The following is a 16849-nucleotide window of genomic DNA, read 5'->3' on the forward strand; positions in this document are numbered from 1 at the left end:
GACGAGGGTAACAGCCGGTGGTCGTCAGAGGCAGAGCTTCGCCTCGTGCTCCGCGTGCCCGACGGGCTCCAGCTGGAAGGTGCAGTGCTCCACGTCGAAGTGCGAGCCCAGGCAGCCCTGGAGGGCGTGCAGCATCTTCTCGTGCCCGACCGAGTCCAGCGCGTCCTGGTCGACGACCACGTGCGCGGAGAGCACCGGCATGCCCGAGGTGATCGTCCAGGCGTGCAGGTCGTGCACGCCCTCGACGCCCGGCAGGGCCAGGATGTGCGCCCGCACCTCCGCCATGTCGACGCCCTTGGGGGCCGCCTCCAGGAGCACGTCCAGGGTCTCGCGCAGCAGCTTGACCGTACGCGGCACGATCATCAGGCCGATCACGATCGAGGCGATCGGGTCGGCGTACTGCCAGCCCGTCGCCAGGATGATCCCGGACGCGACGATCACGGTGACCGAACCCAGCGCGTCCGCGAGCACCTCCAGGTACGCCCCGCGCACATTGAGGCTCTCCTTCTGGCCCCGCATGAGCAGCGAGAGCGAGATCACGTTGGCCACCAGGCCGATCACCGCGAACGCGATCGCCAGACCGCCCTTGGTCTCCGCCGGCTCGATGAACCGCTGGACCGCCTCGTACAGCACGTAACCGCCGACGACGAGCAGCAGCAGACAGTTGGCGAGCGCCGCGAGGATCTCGGCCCGGGCGTACCCGAACGTGCGGTTCCCCGAGGGCGGCCGGTTCGCGAAGTGGATCGCGAGGAGCGCCATCGCCAGGCCGACGGCGTCGGTCGCCATGTGCGCCGCGTCCGCGATCAGCGCGAGCGAGTCGGCGGCCACACCGCCGACGATCTCGATCACCATCACGGAGAGCGTGATGCCGAGCGCGATCCGCAGCCGGTTCTTGTACGCCGCCGCCGCGGTGCCCGTCGGCGGCGGCCCGCCGTGGCTGTGCCCGTGGTCGTGTCCAGCCCCCATGACAAGGCCTCCCGGTCGTGTCGTCTGTGTGCCCGATTCGCAAGTGAACTACGGGTGGGGGGTATGTGCAACACGGTACTGAACACCGTTGTCATATGCTCTGACCTGCGACGACGTCGAAGTGGGGGAAGGGTGTCGACGGCCTCCCGGACGGGGGTTTGTGGGGCGGACCGCCGATCGCCCATGATGATCTCCGCGGGACGCGTCGCACCCGGACGGACACGCACGGTCCCGGGGGAGGCCTGCGGGCGAAGCCTTGGTGAACTCGCGTTCCGTTCATCCGATAGCCTCAGCCGACGTGTCGCCGCCCGGTGCCGGGCCGCACCGCCGCGCCCGGGGCCGCCATGGCCCCGCCGGCCCCTCCGTCAGCTCCAAGGAGTGAGTTCGTCTGTCGACCGCCATCCTCACCGGCCCGCCGGCACCCGGATCCTCGCTCGACGGTGATCTGCGGTCGCTCGGCTTCGACGTCCGGATCGCCTCCGGCGCCGAGGAGGTCGGAACCCTCCTCGCCGCCGTCCCGGCGGGCGAGCGCGTCGCGCTCGTCGACCCCCGATTCGTCGGCCACCCGCACGCGCTGCGTCTCGCCCTGACCGACCCCCGCTTCCCCGCGGCCGCCGCGCCCGGCGCGCTCACCGCGCAGCGCGAGGCCCGCCCCGCGCTCGCCCGCGCCCTGGACGCGGTCTCCGCGACCCCCGGGGCCGCAGGCACCGACACGCTCACCGACGGGCTCACCGACGCGCTCGCCGAGGCCCTCGACGCCGACGGCGTCGCCGTCCACCGGCCCCAGCTCGGCACCCTCGTCGCCACCGTGCCCACCGACGCCGAGGCCCGCCACGCGGCCCGCGCCGCCGTCGAGGCCGTCGACGACGAGGCCGTACGCCTCCGCTCGGCCGTCAAGGCGCACGACGGCTTCTTCACCACCTTCTTCATCAGCCCGTACTCGCGGTACATCGCCCGCTGGTGCGCGCGCCGGGGACTCACCCCCAACCAGGTCACCACCGCCTCGCTGCTCACCGCGCTGATCGCGGCCGGCTGCGCGGCGACCGGCGAGCGCGGCGGGTACATCGCCGCCGGCGTCCTCCTCCTGGTCTCCTTCGTCCTCGACTGCACCGACGGGCAGCTCGCCCGCTACGCGCTCAAGTACTCGACGATGGGCGCCTGGCTCGACGCCACCTTCGACCGGGCCAAGGAGTACGCCTTCTACGCGGGCCTCGCCCTCGGCGCCGCCCGCAACGGCGACGACGTCTGGGCCCTCGCGCTCGGCGCCATGATCCTCATGACCTGCCGGCACGTCGTGGACTTCTCGTTCAACGAGGCCAACCACGACGCCACGGCCAACACCAGCCCGACCGCCGCGCTCTCCAGCAGGCTGGACAGCGTCGGCTGGACGGTCTGGGCCCGCCGCATGATCATCCTGCCGATCGGCGAGCGCTGGGCGATGATCGCCGTCCTCACCGCCACCACCAGCCCCCGGATCGTCTTCTGGGCCCTGATCATCGGCTGTGCCTTCGGCGCCTGCTACACCACGGCGGGGCGCGTCCTGCGCTCCCTGACCCGCAAGGCCAAGCGGACGGACCGGGCGGCCCAGGCGCTGGCCGACCTCGCGGACTCCGGCCCGCTCGCCGGGATCACGGGCCGGATCTTCGGCCGTGCCGGACTCCAGCTGCTCCCCGGCTTCGTTTCCGCGCTGATCGCCGCGGGCGTGCTGGTCCCCGCGGTCCTCGGCCGCCCGTTCGGGGCCGCCGGGACCGTCGTCGCCGCGGCCCTGTACGTGATGTTCGCCGGCGCCGCCGTCGCCCGCCCCCTCAAGGGCGCCCTCGACTGGCTCGTCCCCCCGCTCTTCCGCGCCGCCGAGTACACCACCGTCCTCGTGCTCGCGGCCCGCTCCGACTCCCCGCACGCCCTCCCCGCCGCATTCGGGCTGGTCGCGGCCGTCGCCTACCATCACTACGACACGGTGTACCGCATCCGCGGCGGCACCGGCGCACCGCCCGCCTGGCTGGTGCGCGTCACCGGCGGACACGAGGGGCGCACGCTCCTGGTGACCGTCCTCGCCGCCCTCCTCGCGGACCGCGGCGACGACTTCACCCTGGCACTGACCGCTCTCGCGGTCGCCGTCGCGCTGGTGGTGCTCGTGGAGTCCATCCGCTTCTGGGTCTCCTCCGGAGCACCCGCCGTCCACGACGAAGGAGAAACCGCATGATCGGCCTCGTACTGGCAGCCGGTGCCGGACGGCGTCTGCGTCCCTACACCGACACCCTTCCGAAGGCCCTCGTGCCTGTCGACGGTGACACCACCATCCTCGACCTCACGCTGAAGAACTTCGCCGAGATCGGCCTCACCGAGGTCGCGATCGTCGTCGGCTACCGCAAGGAGGCCGTCTACGACCGCAAGGAGGCCCTGGAGGCCGAGTACGGCCTCCAGATCACCCTCGTCGACAACGACAAGGCCGAGGAGTGGAACAACGCCTACTCCCTGTGGTGCGCCCGTGAGGTCCTGGGGCGCGGTGTGATCCTCGCCAACGGCGACACCGTCCACCCGGTCTCCGTCGAGAAGACCCTGCTCGCCGCCCGCGGCAAGGGCCAGAAGATCATCCTCGCCCTCGACGCGGTGAAGAACCTCGCCGACGAGGAGATGAAGGTCATCGTCGACCCGGAGAAGGGCGTCCAGCGCATCACCAAGCTCATGGACCCGGCCACCGCCACCGGCGAGTACATCGGCGTCACGCTCATCGAGGCCGAGGCCGCGGAGGAGCTCGCCGACGCCCTCAGGGCGACCTTCGAGCGCGACCCCGACCTCTACTACGAGGACGGCTACCAGGAGCTCGTCAACCGCGGCTTCACCGTCGACGTGGCCCCCATCGGCGACGTCAAGTGGGTCGAGATCGACAACCACGACGACCTCGCGAAGGGCCGTGAGATCGCGTGCCAGTACTGACCCGGCTGATCCCCTCGCCGGTCGTCGTCGACATCCGCCGGGGAGCGCTGGACGATCTGTCCGCGCTCCTCGCGGACCAGCGGATCTCCAGCAACGGCAAGATCGCCGTCGCCATCAGCGGCGGCTCGGGCCTCAAGCTGCGTGACCACTTCGCCCCCGAGCTGCCCGGCGCCGACTGGTACCCGGTCTCGGGCGGCACCATCGACGAGGCGGTGAGGCTCGCCGACGCCATACGGGGCAAGCGGTACGACGCCGTGGTGGCCCTCGGCGGCGGCAAGATCATCGACGTCACGAAGTACGCGGCGGCCCGGGTCGGGCTGCCGCTGGTGGCCATCGCCACCAACCTGTCGCACGACGGGATCTGCTCGCCGGTGTCCACCCTGGACAACGACAACGGGCGCGGCTCCTACGGGGTGCCCACCCCGATCGCGCTGGTCATCGACCTCGACGTGATCAGGGACGCGCCGGTCCGCTACGTCCGCTCCGGCATCGGCGACGCGATCTCCAACCTCTCCGCCATCGAGGACTGGGAGCTCTCGCACCGCGAGAACGGCGAGCCGGTCGACGGCCTGGCCGCCGCCATGGCCCGCAGCGCCGGTGAGGCCGTGCTCCGCCACCCCGGCGGCGTGGGCGACGACGACTTCCTCGTCACGCTCTCCGAGGGCCTGGTGATGTCCGGCATCGCCATGTCGATCAGCGGTGACACACGGCCCTCCTCGGGCGCCTGTCACGAGATCAGCCACGCCTTCGACCTGCTGTTCCCGGCACGCGCGGCCAGCCACGGCGAGCAGTGCGGTCTGGGCGCGGCCTTCGCGATGCACCTGCGCGGTGCGCGGGACGCCTCCGGCGTGATGGTCGAGACCCTGCGCCGGCACGGGCTGCCCGTCCTGCCGGAGGAGATGGGCTTCACCGTGGACGAGTTCGTCCAGGCGGTGTCCTTCGCCCCGCAGACCCGGCCGGGCCGCTTCACCATCCTCGAACACCTCGACCTGTCCGACGACCAGATCAGGGACGCGTACGCCGACTATGCCAAATCCATCGGTAGCTGAACTCCGTCCGATGCGGAAGCCCTCGGTGGCCGAGCTCCGGCCGGTCGTCCACCCCCCGGGTGTGAAGGACCGGCGCAGCGGTGAGCACTGGGGCGGCCGCCTGTACATGCGGGAGATCTCGCTCAGGATCACCCGGCAGCTCGTCGGCACCAAGGTGACGCCGAACCAGCTCACGTACGTCATGACGCTCGCGGGCGTCCTCGCCGCACCGGCCCTGCTGGTGCCCGGGATCCCGGGGGCGCTGCTCGGCGCGCTCATGGTCCAGCTCTACCTGCTGCTCGACTGCGTCGACGGCGAGGTGGCCCGCTGGAAGAAGCAGTTCTCGCTGGCCGGGGTCTACCTGGACCGGGTCGGCGCCTATCTGTGCGACGCGGCGGTGCTCGTCGGCTTCGGCCTGCGCGCCGCCGACCTGTGGGGCACGGGCCGGATCGACTGGCTCTGGGCCTTCCTGGGCACGCTCGCCGCGCTCGGCGCCATCCTGATCAAGGCCGAGACCGACCTCGTCGGTGTCGCCCGTCACCAGGGCGGTCTGCCGCCGGTCAAGGAGGCGGCGTCCGAGCCGCGCTCCTCCGGCATGGCGCTGGCCCGCCGGGCCGCCGCCGCGCTCAAGTTCCACCGGCTCGTCCTCGGCATCGAGGCCTCGCTGCTCATCGTGGTCCTGGCGATCGCGGACCAGGTCCGGGGGGACCTCTTCTTCTCCCGGCTCGGTGTCGCCGTCCTCGCCGGCATCGCGCTGCTCCAGACCGTGCTGCACCTGGTGTCGATCATGGTCTCCAGCAGGCTGAAGTGAGGCCGGCCGTGAGCACGCCGCTCAGGGTGGGTGCCGTCATCATCACGATGGGCAACCGCCCCGACGACCTGCGCGCGCTGATCGACTCGGTCGCGAAGCAGGAGGGCGACCCGATCGAGGTCGTCGTCGTCGGTCAGGGCACCCCGGTCGCCGGGGTGCCCGACTGGGTACGGACCGTCGACCTGCCCGAGAACCTCGGCATCCCCGGCGGACGGAACGTCGGCATCGAGGCCTTCGGTCCCGGCGGCACCGACGTCGACGTCCTGCTCTTCCTCGACGACGACGGGCTGCTCGCCCACACGGACACCGCCGAGCTGGTCCGGCAGGCCTTCACCGCCGACCCGCGCCTCGGCATCATCAGCTTCCGGATCGCCGATCCGGAGACCGGGATCACCCAGCGCCGGCACGTGCCGCGGCTCCGCTCGGCCGACCCGATGCGCTCCTCGCGGGTGACCACCTTCCTCGGCGGCGCCAACGCCGTCCGCACCAAGGTCTTCGCCGAAGTCGGCCTCCTGCCGGACGAGTTCTTCTACGCGCACGAGGAGACCGACCTCGCCTGGCGCGCGCTCGACGCCGCCTGGATGATCGACTACCGTTCCGACATGGTGCTGCTGCACCCCACCACAGCCCCGTCCCGGCACGCCTCGTACCACTTCAACGTGGCCCGCAACCGAGTGTGGCTGGCACGTCGCAACCTGCCCGCGCCGCTGGTGCCGGTCTACCTCGGCGTCTGGTTCCTGCTCACCCTGGCCCGGCGGCCCTCGCCCTCCACGCTGAAGGCGTGGCTCGGCGGCTTCCGCACGGGCTGGACGACCCCCTGCGGACCGCGCCGCCCCATGAGGTGGCGTACGGTGTGGCGGCTGACCCGGCTGGGTCGTCCCCCGGTCGTCTGACATCGTGGTACTCCACGTGCCGCACATCTTGAACACGAAAGTTTCGACTGTGAGTGACACACACCAGGGCGGGGCGGTCGCGACGAGCGCGCCCCCGTCCTCCGTCGGCGAGGGCCTGCAGCCGGCCGCCCTCGCCGCGAAGTACGGCCTCGCCGTCAGCGGCGCCCGGCCCGGCCTCGGCGAGTACGTCCGCGAGCTGTGGAGCCGCCGCCACTTCATCCTGGCCTTCTCCTCCGCGAAGCTGACCGCGCAGTACAGCCAGGCGAAGCTGGGCCAGGTGTGGCAGGTGGCGACCCCGCTGCTGAACGCCCTGGTCTACTACCTGATCTTCGGGCTGATCCTGGGGGCGGGGCGCGGGATGAGCAAGGACGTCTACATCCCCTTCCTCGTCACCGGCATCTTCGTGTTCACCTTCACCCAGAGCTCGGTCATGGCGGGTGTCCGGGCGATCTCGGGCAACCTCGGGCTCGTCCGGGCCCTGCACTTCCCCCGCGCCACCCTCCCGATCTCCTTCTCGCTCCAGCAGCTCCAGCAGCTCCTGTACTCGATGATCGTGCTCGTGCTGGTCGCGGTCTTCTTCGGCAGCTACCCCTCGCTCCGCTGGCTGCTCGTGATCCCGGCGCTGTTCCTGCAGTTCGTGTTCAACACGGGCCTCGCCATGATCGTGGCCAGGATGGGCGCCAAGACGCCCGACCTCGCCCAGCTGATGCCGTTCATCATGCGGACCTGGATGTACGCGTCCGGCGTGATGTTCTCGATCCAGACCATGCTCGCCGACAAGCCGGCCTGGATCGCCGACGTCCTCATGTACAACCCCGCGGCCGTGTACATGGACCTGATGCGCTACGCCCTGATCCACGGCTACAGCGCGCAGAACCTGCCGGACCACGTCTGGATGACCGCCCTCGCCTGGGCCCTGGTCTTCGGCATCGGCGGATTCGTCTACTTCTGGAAGGCTGAGGAGAGGTACGGCCGTGGCTGACACGAACCAGGGCGACATCCCCACTGTCATCTGCGACGACGTCCACATCGTCTACCGGGTCAACGCCGGTGGCGGAGGCAGGGGCAGCGCCACCGCCGCGCTCAGCCGGATCGTCGGCCGCGGCAAGGCCGAGGTCTCCCGCGGCGTCCGCAAGGTGCACGCCGTCCGCGGGGTCACCTTCACCGCGTACAGGGGCGAGGCCATCGGCCTCATCGGCACCAACGGCTCCGGCAAGTCCACGCTCCTCCGCGCCATCGCCGGACTGCTCCCCACCGAGAGCGGCAAGGTCTACACCGACGGGCAGCCCTCGCTCCTGGGCGTCAACGCGGCCCTCATGAACGACCTCACCGGCGAGCGCAACGTGATCCTCGGCGGCCTCGCCATGGGCATGAGCCGCGAGGAGGTGCGCTCCCGCTACGAGGACATCGTCGACTTCTCCGGCATCAACGAGAAGGGCGACTTCATCAGCCTGCCGATGCGGACGTACTCCTCCGGCATGGGCGCCCGGCTCCGCTTCGCCATCGCGGCCGCCAAGAACCACGACGTCCTCCTCATCGACGAGGCGCTGGCGACCGGTGACCGCAAGTTCCAGATCCGCTCCGAGGCGCGCATCCGCGAGCTCCGCAAGGAGGCCGGCACGGTCTTCCTGGTGAGCCACAGCAACAAGTCCATCCGGGACACCTGCGACCGGGTGCTCTGGCTGGAGAAGGGGCAGCTCCTGATGGACGGCCCCACGGACGAGGTCCTCAAGGCGTACGAGCGCGAGACCGCGCGCTGAGCCCTGTACGGCCCTGAGCGGAGCCCCTGCCGGATTCATCCGGTAGGGGCTCCTCCGTTTTCCGCGCGTCGCGCCCCCACCTGGAATGTTCATGCGGTTAACTTCGGGCAGGATGAGCCCATGGCTGCGACCTCGGCGGGAAAGACGTACCACCACGGCGATCTGCGCAACGCGCTGGTCTGCGCGGCCGTCGACCTCGCCACCGAAGGCGGCCCCGAGCGGGTCGTCCTGCGCGAGGCCGCCCGCCGGGTCGGCGTCTCGCCCACCGCCGCCTACCGGCACTTCGACGGCCGCGGCGAACTCCTGCGCACCGTCCGGGCCCACGCCCGGCGGGAGCTGGCCGCCGCCATGGAGCGCGCCGCCGCCCGCGAGCCCGGCGCCGACGACCCCGTCCTCGCGGCCGAGCGCCGGGTCGCCGCCCTCTGCCGGGGGTACGTCGGCTTCGCCGTGGAGCAGCCCGGCCTCTACCGGGCCGCGTTCTGCGTGCCCCGCCCCCACCCGGCCGGCGAGAGCGCCCCCGAGCCGCCGCCCGGCGAGCCCGAGATCCGCGCGTTCACCCTGCTCGGGGAGGCGCTCGACGTGCTCGGCCGGCTTGGCGCCGCGCGGCCCGGTGCCCGCCCCGCCACCGGCGCCGCCGCGTGGTCGGCCGTGCACGGACTGTCACTCCTCCTGGTCGACGGACCGCTGCGCCGTCTCTCCCCGCAGGGCAGGAGCGTCGCCGTCGAGGCGACCCTCGCCATGGTGGTCTCCGGAGCGGGCGCCGTCTGATCGCGAACTCCCTTGATGTGCGGGCTAGTTGACGGCTCGTACGGGCGGGGGTCGCGATGGCCGCCACCCCGGAATGGCGAAGGTCGTCGTACAACGTAAGCTGGACCGGTCTGTTTCGCGGCAAGTAGGGCGATACCCCGCGGCCATCGGGCCCCGCGGGTGGCGGCCCCACGGGCAGGGGTCGGCGGCGTGTCCGAAATAGGATGGATTGGATCGGCAGTGTAGAACGGGAGTCGTGACGGCCATGACGCAGAATCTCCAGCTCCACGAGGGTGTCGCCGTCCCTCCGTCGGGAAGCGCCCAGTGACGGAGACCCGGCAGGCGCGCACCGACGCCTCCTCGCGCGCCACACTCGGCAAGGCCGCGGACGAGAACTTCCCCGTGGCGCCCTTCTTCCTGCCCCGCGCCTGGCGCGACGACCTCATGGCCGTCTACGGCTACGCCCGGCTCGTCGACGACATCGGCGACGGCGACCTCGCCCCCGGCGGCGCCGACGCCCGCCACCTCGGCGTCGGCCCCGAAGCCGCGGAGGACCGGCTCGCCCTCCTCGACGCCTTCGAGACCGACCTCCACCGCGTCTTCGACTCCACCCCGCACCACCCCCTGCTGCGCGCCCTCCAGCCGACCGTCCGCCGGTGCGGGCTCACCCCCGGGCCCTTCCTCGGCCTGATCGCCGCCAACCGGCAGGACCAGCTGGTCCGCCGCTACGAGACCTACGACGACCTCCTCGCGTACTGCGAGCTCTCCGCCAACCCCGTCGGCCGGCTCGTCCTCGCGATCACCGGCACCGACACCCCCGAGCGGATCCGGCGCTCCGACGAGATCTGCACCGCACTGCAGATCGTCGAGCACCTCCAGGACGTCGCCGAGGACCTCGCCCGCGACCGGATCTACCTGCCGGCCGAGGACCTGAAGCGCTTCCGCGTCACCGAGGACGACCTCGCCGCGCCCACCGCCGGCGCCTCCGTACGGGCCCTGATCGCCTTCGAGGCCGAGCGGGCCCGCGCCCTCCTGCACGCGGGCGCCCCGCTCGTCGGCAGCGTCCACGGACGCCTCCGCCTCCTCCTCGCCGGATTCACCGCCGGGGGCCTCGCGGCGCTCGACGCCGTCCGGGACGCCGGATTCGACGTACTGGCCGGCCCACCGAAGTCCACCAAGCCGAGCCTGATGCGCCAGGCGGGAGCGGTACTGCTCCGGGCGCGGAAAGAGGGGTGAGCGCGACCGTGGAGGCACAGCACCAGCCGTCCGCACCGGTCCAGGCCGCCTACAGCTACTGCGAGGCGGTCACCGGACAGCAGGCCCGCAACTTCGCCTACGGGATCCGGCTGCTGCCGGCCGAGAAGCGACAGGCGATGTCCGCGCTGTACGCCTTCTCGCGGCGCGTCGACGACATCGGCGACGGCACGCTCGCGCCCGAGGAGAAGCGGGAGCGGCTCGAAGCCACCCGTGACGTCCTCGACCGCATCCGCAAGGGCCTGGTCGAGGAGGACGACACCGACCCCGTCGCCGTCGCCCTCGCCGACTCGGCGCGCCGCTTCCCGATCCCGCTCGACGGCCTCGACGAGCTCATCGACGGCGTCCTCATGGACGTGCGCGGCGCGACCTACGAGACCTGGGACGACCTCAAGGTCTACTGCCGCTGCGTCGCCGGCGCGATCGGCCGGCTCTCCCTCGGCGTCTTCGGCACCCAGCCCGGCGCCCAGGGCGCCGACCGTGCCCCCGAGTACGCCGACACCCTGGGCCTCGCGCTCCAACTCACCAACATCCTCAGGGACGTACGCGAGGACGCCGGGAACGGGCGCACCTACCTGCCCGCCGACGACCTCGCCAAGTTCGGCTGCTCGGACGGCTTCGGCAGCGACACCCCCGCCCCCGGAGCCGACTTCGCCGGGCTCGTCCACTTCGAAGTGCGGCGCGCCCGCGCCCTGTTCGCCGAGGGCTACCGGCTCCTGCCCATGCTCGACCGGCGCAGCGGCGCCTGCGTCGCCGCCATGGCCGGCATCTACCGGCGCCTCCTCGACCGGATCGAGCGCGACCCCGAGGCCGTCCTGCGCGGCCGGGTCTCGCTGCCGGGCCGCGAGAAGGCGTACGTCGCGGTGCGCGGCCTCTCCGGCCTCGACACCCGCCACATCGCCCGCCGCACCGTCAGGAGGCGCGCCTGATGCGCCCCTGCGCTCCCGCCCTCCGGGCAACCCCGGACGCCCTCCCGGCGTCCCTGCCCGAGGTACCCCCGAACCCGACCCCGACGCCCCGGACGGAGGCCGCGTGAACCACGAAGGAACCGAGCGGAGCCCCGCGCCGGGCGCCGACGCGGGGCCGCTCTCCGGCACGGGCGCGTCCGCCGGATCCGGACCGGTCTCCCGTACCGGTACGGGCTCCGGCACCGGTCCGAGTACGAGCACGGGCGCCGGTACGGCCGCCGGCATCGGCAGCCCCGGCACCGGTGGGGGCCCGCGGCCCCGCGCCGTCGTCGTCGGCGGCGGGCTCGCCGGGATCACCGCCGCGCTCCAGCTCGCGGAGAGCGGCGTCCACGTCACCCTGCTCGAAGGCCGGCCCCGGCTCGGCGGGCTCGCCTTCTCCTTCCGCCGGGGCGACCTGACCGTCGACAACGGCCAGCACGTCTACCTGCGCTGCTGCACCGCGTACCGCTGGTTCCTCGACCGGGTCGACGGCGCCCGGCTCGCCCCCCTCCAGGACCGCCTCGACGTCCCCGTCCTCGACGTCGCGCACCCCCGCGGCCCCCGGCTCGGCCGGATCCGCCGCGACGCCCTGCCCGTACCGCTGCACCTCGCGCGCAGCCTCGCCGCGTACCCGCACCTCTCCCTCGCCGAGCGGGCCTCCGTCGGACGGGCCGCGCTCGCCCTGAAGAAGCTCGACCCCGCCGACCCGGCGCTCGACGGCATCGACTTCGCCACCTGGCTCGGCCGGCACGGACAGTCCCCGCGGACCGTCGAGGCCCTCTGGGACCTCGTCGGCATCCCCACCCTCAACGCCCCCGCCCCGCAGGCCTCCATGGGGCTCGCCGCGATGGTCTTCAAGACCGGACTCCTCTCCGAGCCCGGCGCCGCCGACATCGGCTGGGCCCACGTCCCGCTCGGCGAACTCCACGACACCCGGGCCGCGAAGGAGCTCGACGCCCTCGGCGTCCGCACCGCGCTGCGCACCAAGGCCGAGCGGATCTCCCGTACCGACGACGGGCGTTGGGCCGTCGACGTACCGGGCGAGCGGATCGAGGCCGACGCGGTCGTCCTCGCCGTCCCGCAGCACGAGACCCACGGCCTGCTCCCCGAAGGCGCCCTCGACGACCCCGACCGGCTCCTCGACATCGCCACCGCCCCCATCCTCAACCTGCACGTCGTCTACGACCGCAAGGTGCTGAAGCGGCCCTTCTTCACCGCGCTCGGCTCCCCGGTGCAGTGGGTCTTCGACCGGACCGACTCCTCCGGGCTCACCGGCGGGGGCCAGTACCTCGCCATCTCGCAGTCCGCCGCCCAGGACGAGATCGACGAACCCGTCGCCGCCCTGCGCGCCAAGTACCTCCCCGAGCTGGAGCGGCTGCTGCCCGCCGCCCGCGGCGCCGGGATCCGCGACTTCTTCGTCACCAGGGAGCGGACGGCCACGTTCGCCCCCACCCCGGGCGTCGGCCGGCTCAGGCCCGGCGCCCGCACCAGGGCCCCGGGGCTGTATCTGGCCGGGGCCTGGACCGCCACCGGCTGGCCCGCGACCATGGAGGGTGCCGTCCGCAGCGGATTCAGCGCCGCGGGCGCCGCGCTCTCCGCCCTCGGCCGCCGCCATGACCATCCGCTGCAGGAGGCGGTATGAGTGTGAGTACCGGAACAAGAGGAGAGACCGTGCCGACAGTGCAGCCGGAGAATCCGGCCGTCGACACCGCGGACGTGTCCGCACTGCTGGAGCGGGGGCGGACCCTGTCCACCCCCGTACTGCGGGCGGCCGTCGACCGCCTCGCGCCACCCATGGACACCGTGGCCGCCTACCACTTCGGCTGGATCGACGCCCACGGCAACCCGACGGACGCCGACAGCGGCAAGGCCGTCCGCCCGGCGCTCGCCCTGATGTCGGCCGAGGCCGCGGGCGCCGCGCCCGAGGTCGGGATCCCCGGCGCCGTCGCCGTGGAGCTCGTCCACAACTTCTCGCTGCTCCACGACGACCTGATGGACGGCGACGAGCAGCGCCGCCACCGCGACACGGTGTGGAAGGTGCACGGGCCCGCGCAGGCGATCCTCGTCGGCGACGCGCTCTCCGCCCTCGCCAACGAGCTGCTGCTCGAACTCGGCACCGCCGAGGCCGGCCGCGCCACCCGCCGTCTGACCACCGCCAACCGCAAGCTCATCGACGGGCAGGCGCAGGACATCTCCTACGAGCACCGCGAGCGGGTCACCGTCGAGGAGTGCCTGGAGATGGAGGGCAACAAGACCGGCGCCCTGCTCGCCTGCGCCGCCTCCATCGGCGCCGTCCTCGCGGGCTGCGACGACCGGACCGCCGACAAGCTGGAGGAGTACGGCTACCACCTCGGCCTCGCCTTCCAGGCCGTGGACGACCTGCTCGGCATCTGGGGCGACCCGGACGCCACCGGCAAGCAGACCTGGAGCGACCTGCGCCAGCGCAAGAAGTCCCTCCCGGTCGTCGCCGCCCTCGCCGCGGGCGGGCCGGCCTCCGAGCGGCTCGGGCGGCTGCTCGCCGAGGACGCCAAGTCCAGCGAGTTCGCCTCCTTCACGGAGGAGGACTTCGCCTACCGGGCCTCCCTCATCGAGGAGGCCGGAGGCCGCGAGTGGACCTCCCAGGAGGCCCGCCGCCAGCACGCGGTCGCGATCGCCGCGCTGCACGAGGTGGACATGCCGGCGCGGGTGCGGGAGCAGTTCACCGCGCTGGCCGACTTCGTCGTCGTACGGAAGAGATGATCACCATCACTCTGATATGAGTGCGCAGTCGCCGGCCGGTGCCCTCCGGCGCCGGCCGACGGCAGACCCGTAGAAGCAGAAGGAACCGACTGCGCAAAGGGGAAGCCATGACAGCGACGACCGACGGAAGCGCCGGGGCCGTGGACCCCCGGGCAGCCGCGGCCAGCACGACGCACGACACCGACGCCTCGGCACCGGACGACCTCGACGAGACCGCCGCGCGGGCCGCCGAACGGGCCGCCGAGCACCTCCTCGCCCGCCAGGACCCGGCCGGCTGGTGGAAGGGCGACCTGGAGACCAACGTCACCATGGACGCCGAGGACCTCCTCCTCCGCCAGTTCCTGGGCATCCTCGACGCCGGCACCACCCGCGCCGCCGCGCTCCACATCCGCCGCGAGCAGCGCGAGGACGGCGCCTGGGCCACCTTCCACGGCGGACCCGGCGAACTCTCCGCCACCGTCGAGGCCTATGTGGCCCTGCGGCTCGCCGGGGACCCGCCCGAGGCCCCGCACATGGCCCGCGCCTCCGCCTGGGTCCGCGCCCACGGAGGGATCGCCGCGGCCAGGGTCTTCACCCGGATCTGGCTCGCCCTCTTCGGCTGGTGGCGCTGGGAGGACCTGCCCGAACTGCCGCCGGAACTGCTCTTCCTGCCGAAGTGGTTCCCCCTCAACATCTACGACTTCGGCTGCTGGGCCCGGCAGACGATCGTGCCGCTCACCGTCGTCTCCGCGAAGCGCCCGGTCCGGCCCGCGCCCTTCCCCCTCGACGAGCTGCACACCGACCCGGCGCGGCCGAACCCGCCCCGGCCGCTCGCCCCGGCCACCGGCTGGGACGGCATCTTCCAGCGGCTCGACAAGGCGCTGCACGTCTACCACCGCTTCGCCCCCCGCGCGCTGCGCGGCACCGCCATGAACGTCGCCGCCCGGTGGATCGTCGAACGCCAGGAGAACGACGGCTGCTGGGGCGGCATCCAGCCCCCCGCCGTCTACTCGGTCATCGCCCTCCACCTCCTCGGCTACGACCTCCGGCACCCGGTCATGCGGGCCGGACTGGAATCGCTCGACCGGTTCGCCGTGTGGCGCGAGGACGGCTCACGGATGATCGAGGCCTGCCAGTCGCCCGTCTGGGACACCTGCCTCGCCACCATCGCCCTCGCCGACGCGGGGCTCGCCCCCGACCATCCGGCGCTGGTGAAGGCCGTGGACTGGATGCTCGACGAGGAGATCACCCGGACCGGGGACTGGGCGATGCGCCGGCCCGGACTCCCGCCGGGCGGCTGGGCGTTCGAGTTCCACAACGACAACTACCCCGACATCGACGACACCGCCGAAGTCCTGCTCGCCCTGCGCCGGGTGAAGCACCCCGACCCCGCCCGGGTGGAGGCCGCCATCGCCCGGGGAGCCCGCTGGACCCTCGGCATGCAGTCGAAGAACGGCGCCTGGGGCGCCTTCGACGCCGACAACACCAGCGTCCTCCCCAACAAGCTGCCGTTCTGCGACTTCGGCGAGGTGATCGACCCGCCCTCCGCCGACGTCACCGCCCACGTGGTGGAGATGCTCGCGTACGAGGGCATGGTCCAGGACCCGCGCGCCCGCCGGGGCATCGAGTGGCTGCTCGCCGAACAGGAGCCGCACGGCGCCTGGTTCGGCCGCTGGGGCGTCAACCACGTGTACGGCACCGGCTCGGTGCTCCCCGCCCTCGCCGCCGCCGGACTGCCCGCGTCGCACCCGGCGATCCGCCGGGCCGTCGACTGGCTCGGCTCCGTGCAGAACGAGGACGGCGGCTGGGGCGAGGACCTCCGCTCGTACCACGAGGAGCGGTGGATCGGGCACGGCCCCTCCACCGCCTCCCAGACCGCCTGGGCGCTGATCGCCCTCCTCGCCGCCGGCGAGCGCGACTCCGAGCCCGTCCGGTGGGGCGTCGCCTGGCTGGCCGAGACCCAGCGGGAGGACGGCTCCTGGGACGAGCCGCACTTCACCGGCACCGGCTTCCCCTGGGACTTCTCCATCAACTACCACCTCTACCGGCAGGTGTTCCCGCTCACGGCGCTCGGGCGTTACGTGTACGGGGAGCCCGCGCCGCGCAAGGAGGGCTGATGGGCCGCGAGCCCGGCCCGGGCGCCGGACCGCCGCTGCTGATCGCCTGCGCGCTCGGCATCGAGCAGTTCGCCCTGCGCAGCGGGGACCGGGGCGGCGCACCGGGCCCCGTCACCGTGCTGCGCACCGGCATGGGGCCCGAACGGGCGCATCGGGCCGTGTCCCGGATGCTCGCCGAGGAGCAGTGGCGCGACGCCGCGGTGATCGCCTCCGGCTTCTGCGCGGGCCTCGCCCCGGGCATGCACCCGGGGGACCTGATCGTCGCCGACGAGACCCGCGCCCCCGACGGCACGACCCTCTGCGCCGGGACCGAGCTCCTGGTGAAGGCCCTGGTCAAGGCGGTACCGGGGCGTGCCGTCCACACCGGGCCGCTGATCGGATCCGACCATGTGGTGCGGGGCCCCGAGAGGGCCGCGCTCCGGGCCGGCGGCGCGATCGCCGTCGACATGGAGTCCGCCGCGACCCTCCGTACCGCCCGGGCCGCCGGAGCGTTCGGGGAGGGGCCGGACGCCCGCCCGGTTGCGGCCGTCCGGGTGGTCGTGGACGCTCCGGAACATGAACTGGTTCGGATCGGCACGGTACGCGGGGGAATATCAGCCTTCCGTGTTCTTCGTGCCGTCCTTCCCGCATTCTTCGAATGGCACCGTTCTTTGCTGCTCCCCAGGAGGTGA

15 protein-coding genes are annotated in these 16849 nt (G+C 72.8%); 14 read left to right on the forward strand and 1 reads right to left on the reverse strand.

The genetic code is table 11. From position 1 onward, the window contains the following. Positions 1-24 precede the first annotated feature (24 nt). Positions 25-966 carry a cation diffusion facilitator family transporter gene (locus tag ACFYUS_RS06030; protein WP_388846384.1) on the reverse strand — a complete coding sequence of 314 codons (942 nt, stop codon included), beginning with the start codon at positions 964-966 and terminating at the stop codon, positions 25-27. Between the two features lie 388 nt (positions 967-1354). On the opposite strand from ACFYUS_RS06030, the gene ACFYUS_RS06035 reads away from it, so the two are divergent. The 14 genes from ACFYUS_RS06035 (at position 1355) to ACFYUS_RS06100 (ending at position 16849) form a co-directional block, all read left to right on the forward strand. After that, a complete protein-coding gene (locus ACFYUS_RS06035; protein ID WP_388847722.1) occupies positions 1355-3169 on the forward strand; it encodes a DUF5941 domain-containing protein in 1815 nt (604 codons plus the stop codon). After that, on the forward strand, positions 3166-3903 hold the full coding sequence (locus tag ACFYUS_RS06040; RefSeq protein ID WP_388846386.1) for a sugar phosphate nucleotidyltransferase: 738 nt from the start codon (positions 3166-3168) through the stop codon (positions 3901-3903). The genes ACFYUS_RS06035 and ACFYUS_RS06040 overlap by 4 nt, the downstream gene beginning before the upstream one ends. Then, positions 3891-4952: an iron-containing alcohol dehydrogenase family protein gene (locus tag ACFYUS_RS06045; RefSeq protein ID WP_388846388.1), complete on the forward strand. Its 1062-nt coding sequence runs from the start codon at positions 3891-3893 to the stop codon at positions 4950-4952. The genes ACFYUS_RS06040 and ACFYUS_RS06045 overlap by 13 nt, the downstream gene beginning before the upstream one ends. Before the next feature lie 10 nt (positions 4953-4962). Continuing rightward, entirely contained in the window at positions 4963-5742 is a 780-nt protein-coding gene (locus ACFYUS_RS06050; protein WP_388846390.1) for a CDP-alcohol phosphatidyltransferase family protein, read from the forward strand. Between the two features lie 47 nt (positions 5743-5789). Then, on the forward strand, positions 5790-6635 hold the full coding sequence (locus ACFYUS_RS06055) for a glycosyltransferase family 2 protein (RefSeq protein ID WP_388847724.1): 846 nt from the start codon (positions 5790-5792) through the stop codon (positions 6633-6635). Between the two features lie 49 nt (positions 6636-6684). Further along, a complete protein-coding gene (locus tag ACFYUS_RS06060; RefSeq protein ID WP_388846392.1) occupies positions 6685-7617 on the forward strand; it encodes an ABC transporter permease in 933 nt (310 codons plus the stop codon). Next, positions 7610-8395 carry an ABC transporter ATP-binding protein gene (locus ACFYUS_RS06065; protein WP_388846394.1) on the forward strand — a complete coding sequence of 262 codons (786 nt, stop codon included), beginning with the start codon at positions 7610-7612 and terminating at the stop codon, positions 8393-8395. Before ACFYUS_RS06060 ends, ACFYUS_RS06065 begins: the two co-directional genes overlap by 8 nt. A 120-nt stretch (positions 8396-8515) precedes the next feature. Further along, positions 8516-9163 carry a TetR/AcrR family transcriptional regulator gene (locus tag ACFYUS_RS06070; protein WP_388846396.1) on the forward strand — a complete coding sequence of 216 codons (648 nt, stop codon included), beginning with the start codon at positions 8516-8518 and terminating at the stop codon, positions 9161-9163. A 303-nt stretch (positions 9164-9466) separates the two neighbouring features. Next, entirely contained in the window at positions 9467-10378 is a 912-nt protein-coding gene (gene hpnC, locus ACFYUS_RS06075) for a squalene synthase HpnC (protein ID WP_388846398.1), read from the forward strand. Further along, positions 10375-11325, forward strand: a complete 951-nt coding sequence (gene hpnD, locus ACFYUS_RS06080) for a presqualene diphosphate synthase HpnD (protein ID WP_388846400.1) — start codon at positions 10375-10377, stop codon at positions 11323-11325. The genes hpnC and hpnD overlap by 4 nt, the downstream gene beginning before the upstream one ends. A gap of 262 nt (positions 11326-11587) precedes the next feature. Beyond that, positions 11588-12985 carry a hydroxysqualene dehydroxylase HpnE gene (gene hpnE, locus ACFYUS_RS06085; protein ID WP_388847726.1) on the forward strand — a complete coding sequence of 466 codons (1398 nt, stop codon included), beginning with the start codon at positions 11588-11590 and terminating at the stop codon, positions 12983-12985. Then, a complete protein-coding gene (locus ACFYUS_RS06090) occupies positions 12982-14082 on the forward strand; it encodes a polyprenyl synthetase family protein (RefSeq protein ID WP_388846402.1) in 1101 nt (366 codons plus the stop codon). The genes hpnE and ACFYUS_RS06090 overlap by 4 nt, the downstream gene beginning before the upstream one ends. A gap of 107 nt (positions 14083-14189) precedes the next feature. Beyond that, positions 14190-16178, forward strand: coding sequence for a squalene--hopene cyclase (gene shc / locus ACFYUS_RS06095; RefSeq protein WP_388846404.1), 1989 nt, complete (start codon positions 14190-14192; stop codon positions 16176-16178). Continuing rightward, positions 16178-16849, forward strand: a complete 672-nt coding sequence (locus ACFYUS_RS06100) for a 1-hydroxy-2-methyl-2-butenyl 4-diphosphate reductase (RefSeq protein WP_388846406.1) — start codon at positions 16178-16180, stop codon at positions 16847-16849. Before shc ends, ACFYUS_RS06100 begins: the two co-directional genes overlap by 1 nt.

The organism is Streptomyces sp. NPDC004284, from assembly GCF_042874035.1.
Lineage (GTDB): Bacteria > Actinomycetota > Actinomycetes > Streptomycetales > Streptomycetaceae > Streptomyces.

Bases quoted from the DNA above. Each gene is read 5' to 3' on its own strand.
- ACFYUS_RS06030 (WP_388846384.1), bottom strand. From the start codon at position 966: ATGGGGGCTGGACACGACCACGGGCACAGCCACGGCGGGCCGCCGCCG.
- ACFYUS_RS06040 (WP_388846386.1), top strand. From the start codon at position 3,166: ATGATCGGCCTCGTACTGGCAGCCGGTGCCGGACGGCGTCTGCGTCCC.
- ACFYUS_RS06050 (WP_388846390.1), top strand. From the start codon at position 4,963: ATGCGGAAGCCCTCGGTGGCCGAGCTCCGGCCGGTCGTCCACCCCCCG.
- ACFYUS_RS06055 (WP_388847724.1), top strand. From the start codon at position 5,790: ATGGGCAACCGCCCCGACGACCTGCGCGCGCTGATCGACTCGGTCGCG.
- ACFYUS_RS06070 (WP_388846396.1), top strand. From the start codon at position 8,516: ATGGCTGCGACCTCGGCGGGAAAGACGTACCACCACGGCGATCTGCGC.
- ACFYUS_RS06090 (WP_388846402.1), top strand. From the start codon at position 12,982: ATGAGTGTGAGTACCGGAACAAGAGGAGAGACCGTGCCGACAGTGCAG.
- shc (WP_388846404.1), top strand. From the start codon at position 14,190: ATGACAGCGACGACCGACGGAAGCGCCGGGGCCGTGGACCCCCGGGCA.
- ACFYUS_RS06100 (WP_388846406.1), top strand. From the start codon at position 16,178: ATGGGCCGCGAGCCCGGCCCGGGCGCCGGACCGCCGCTGCTGATCGCC.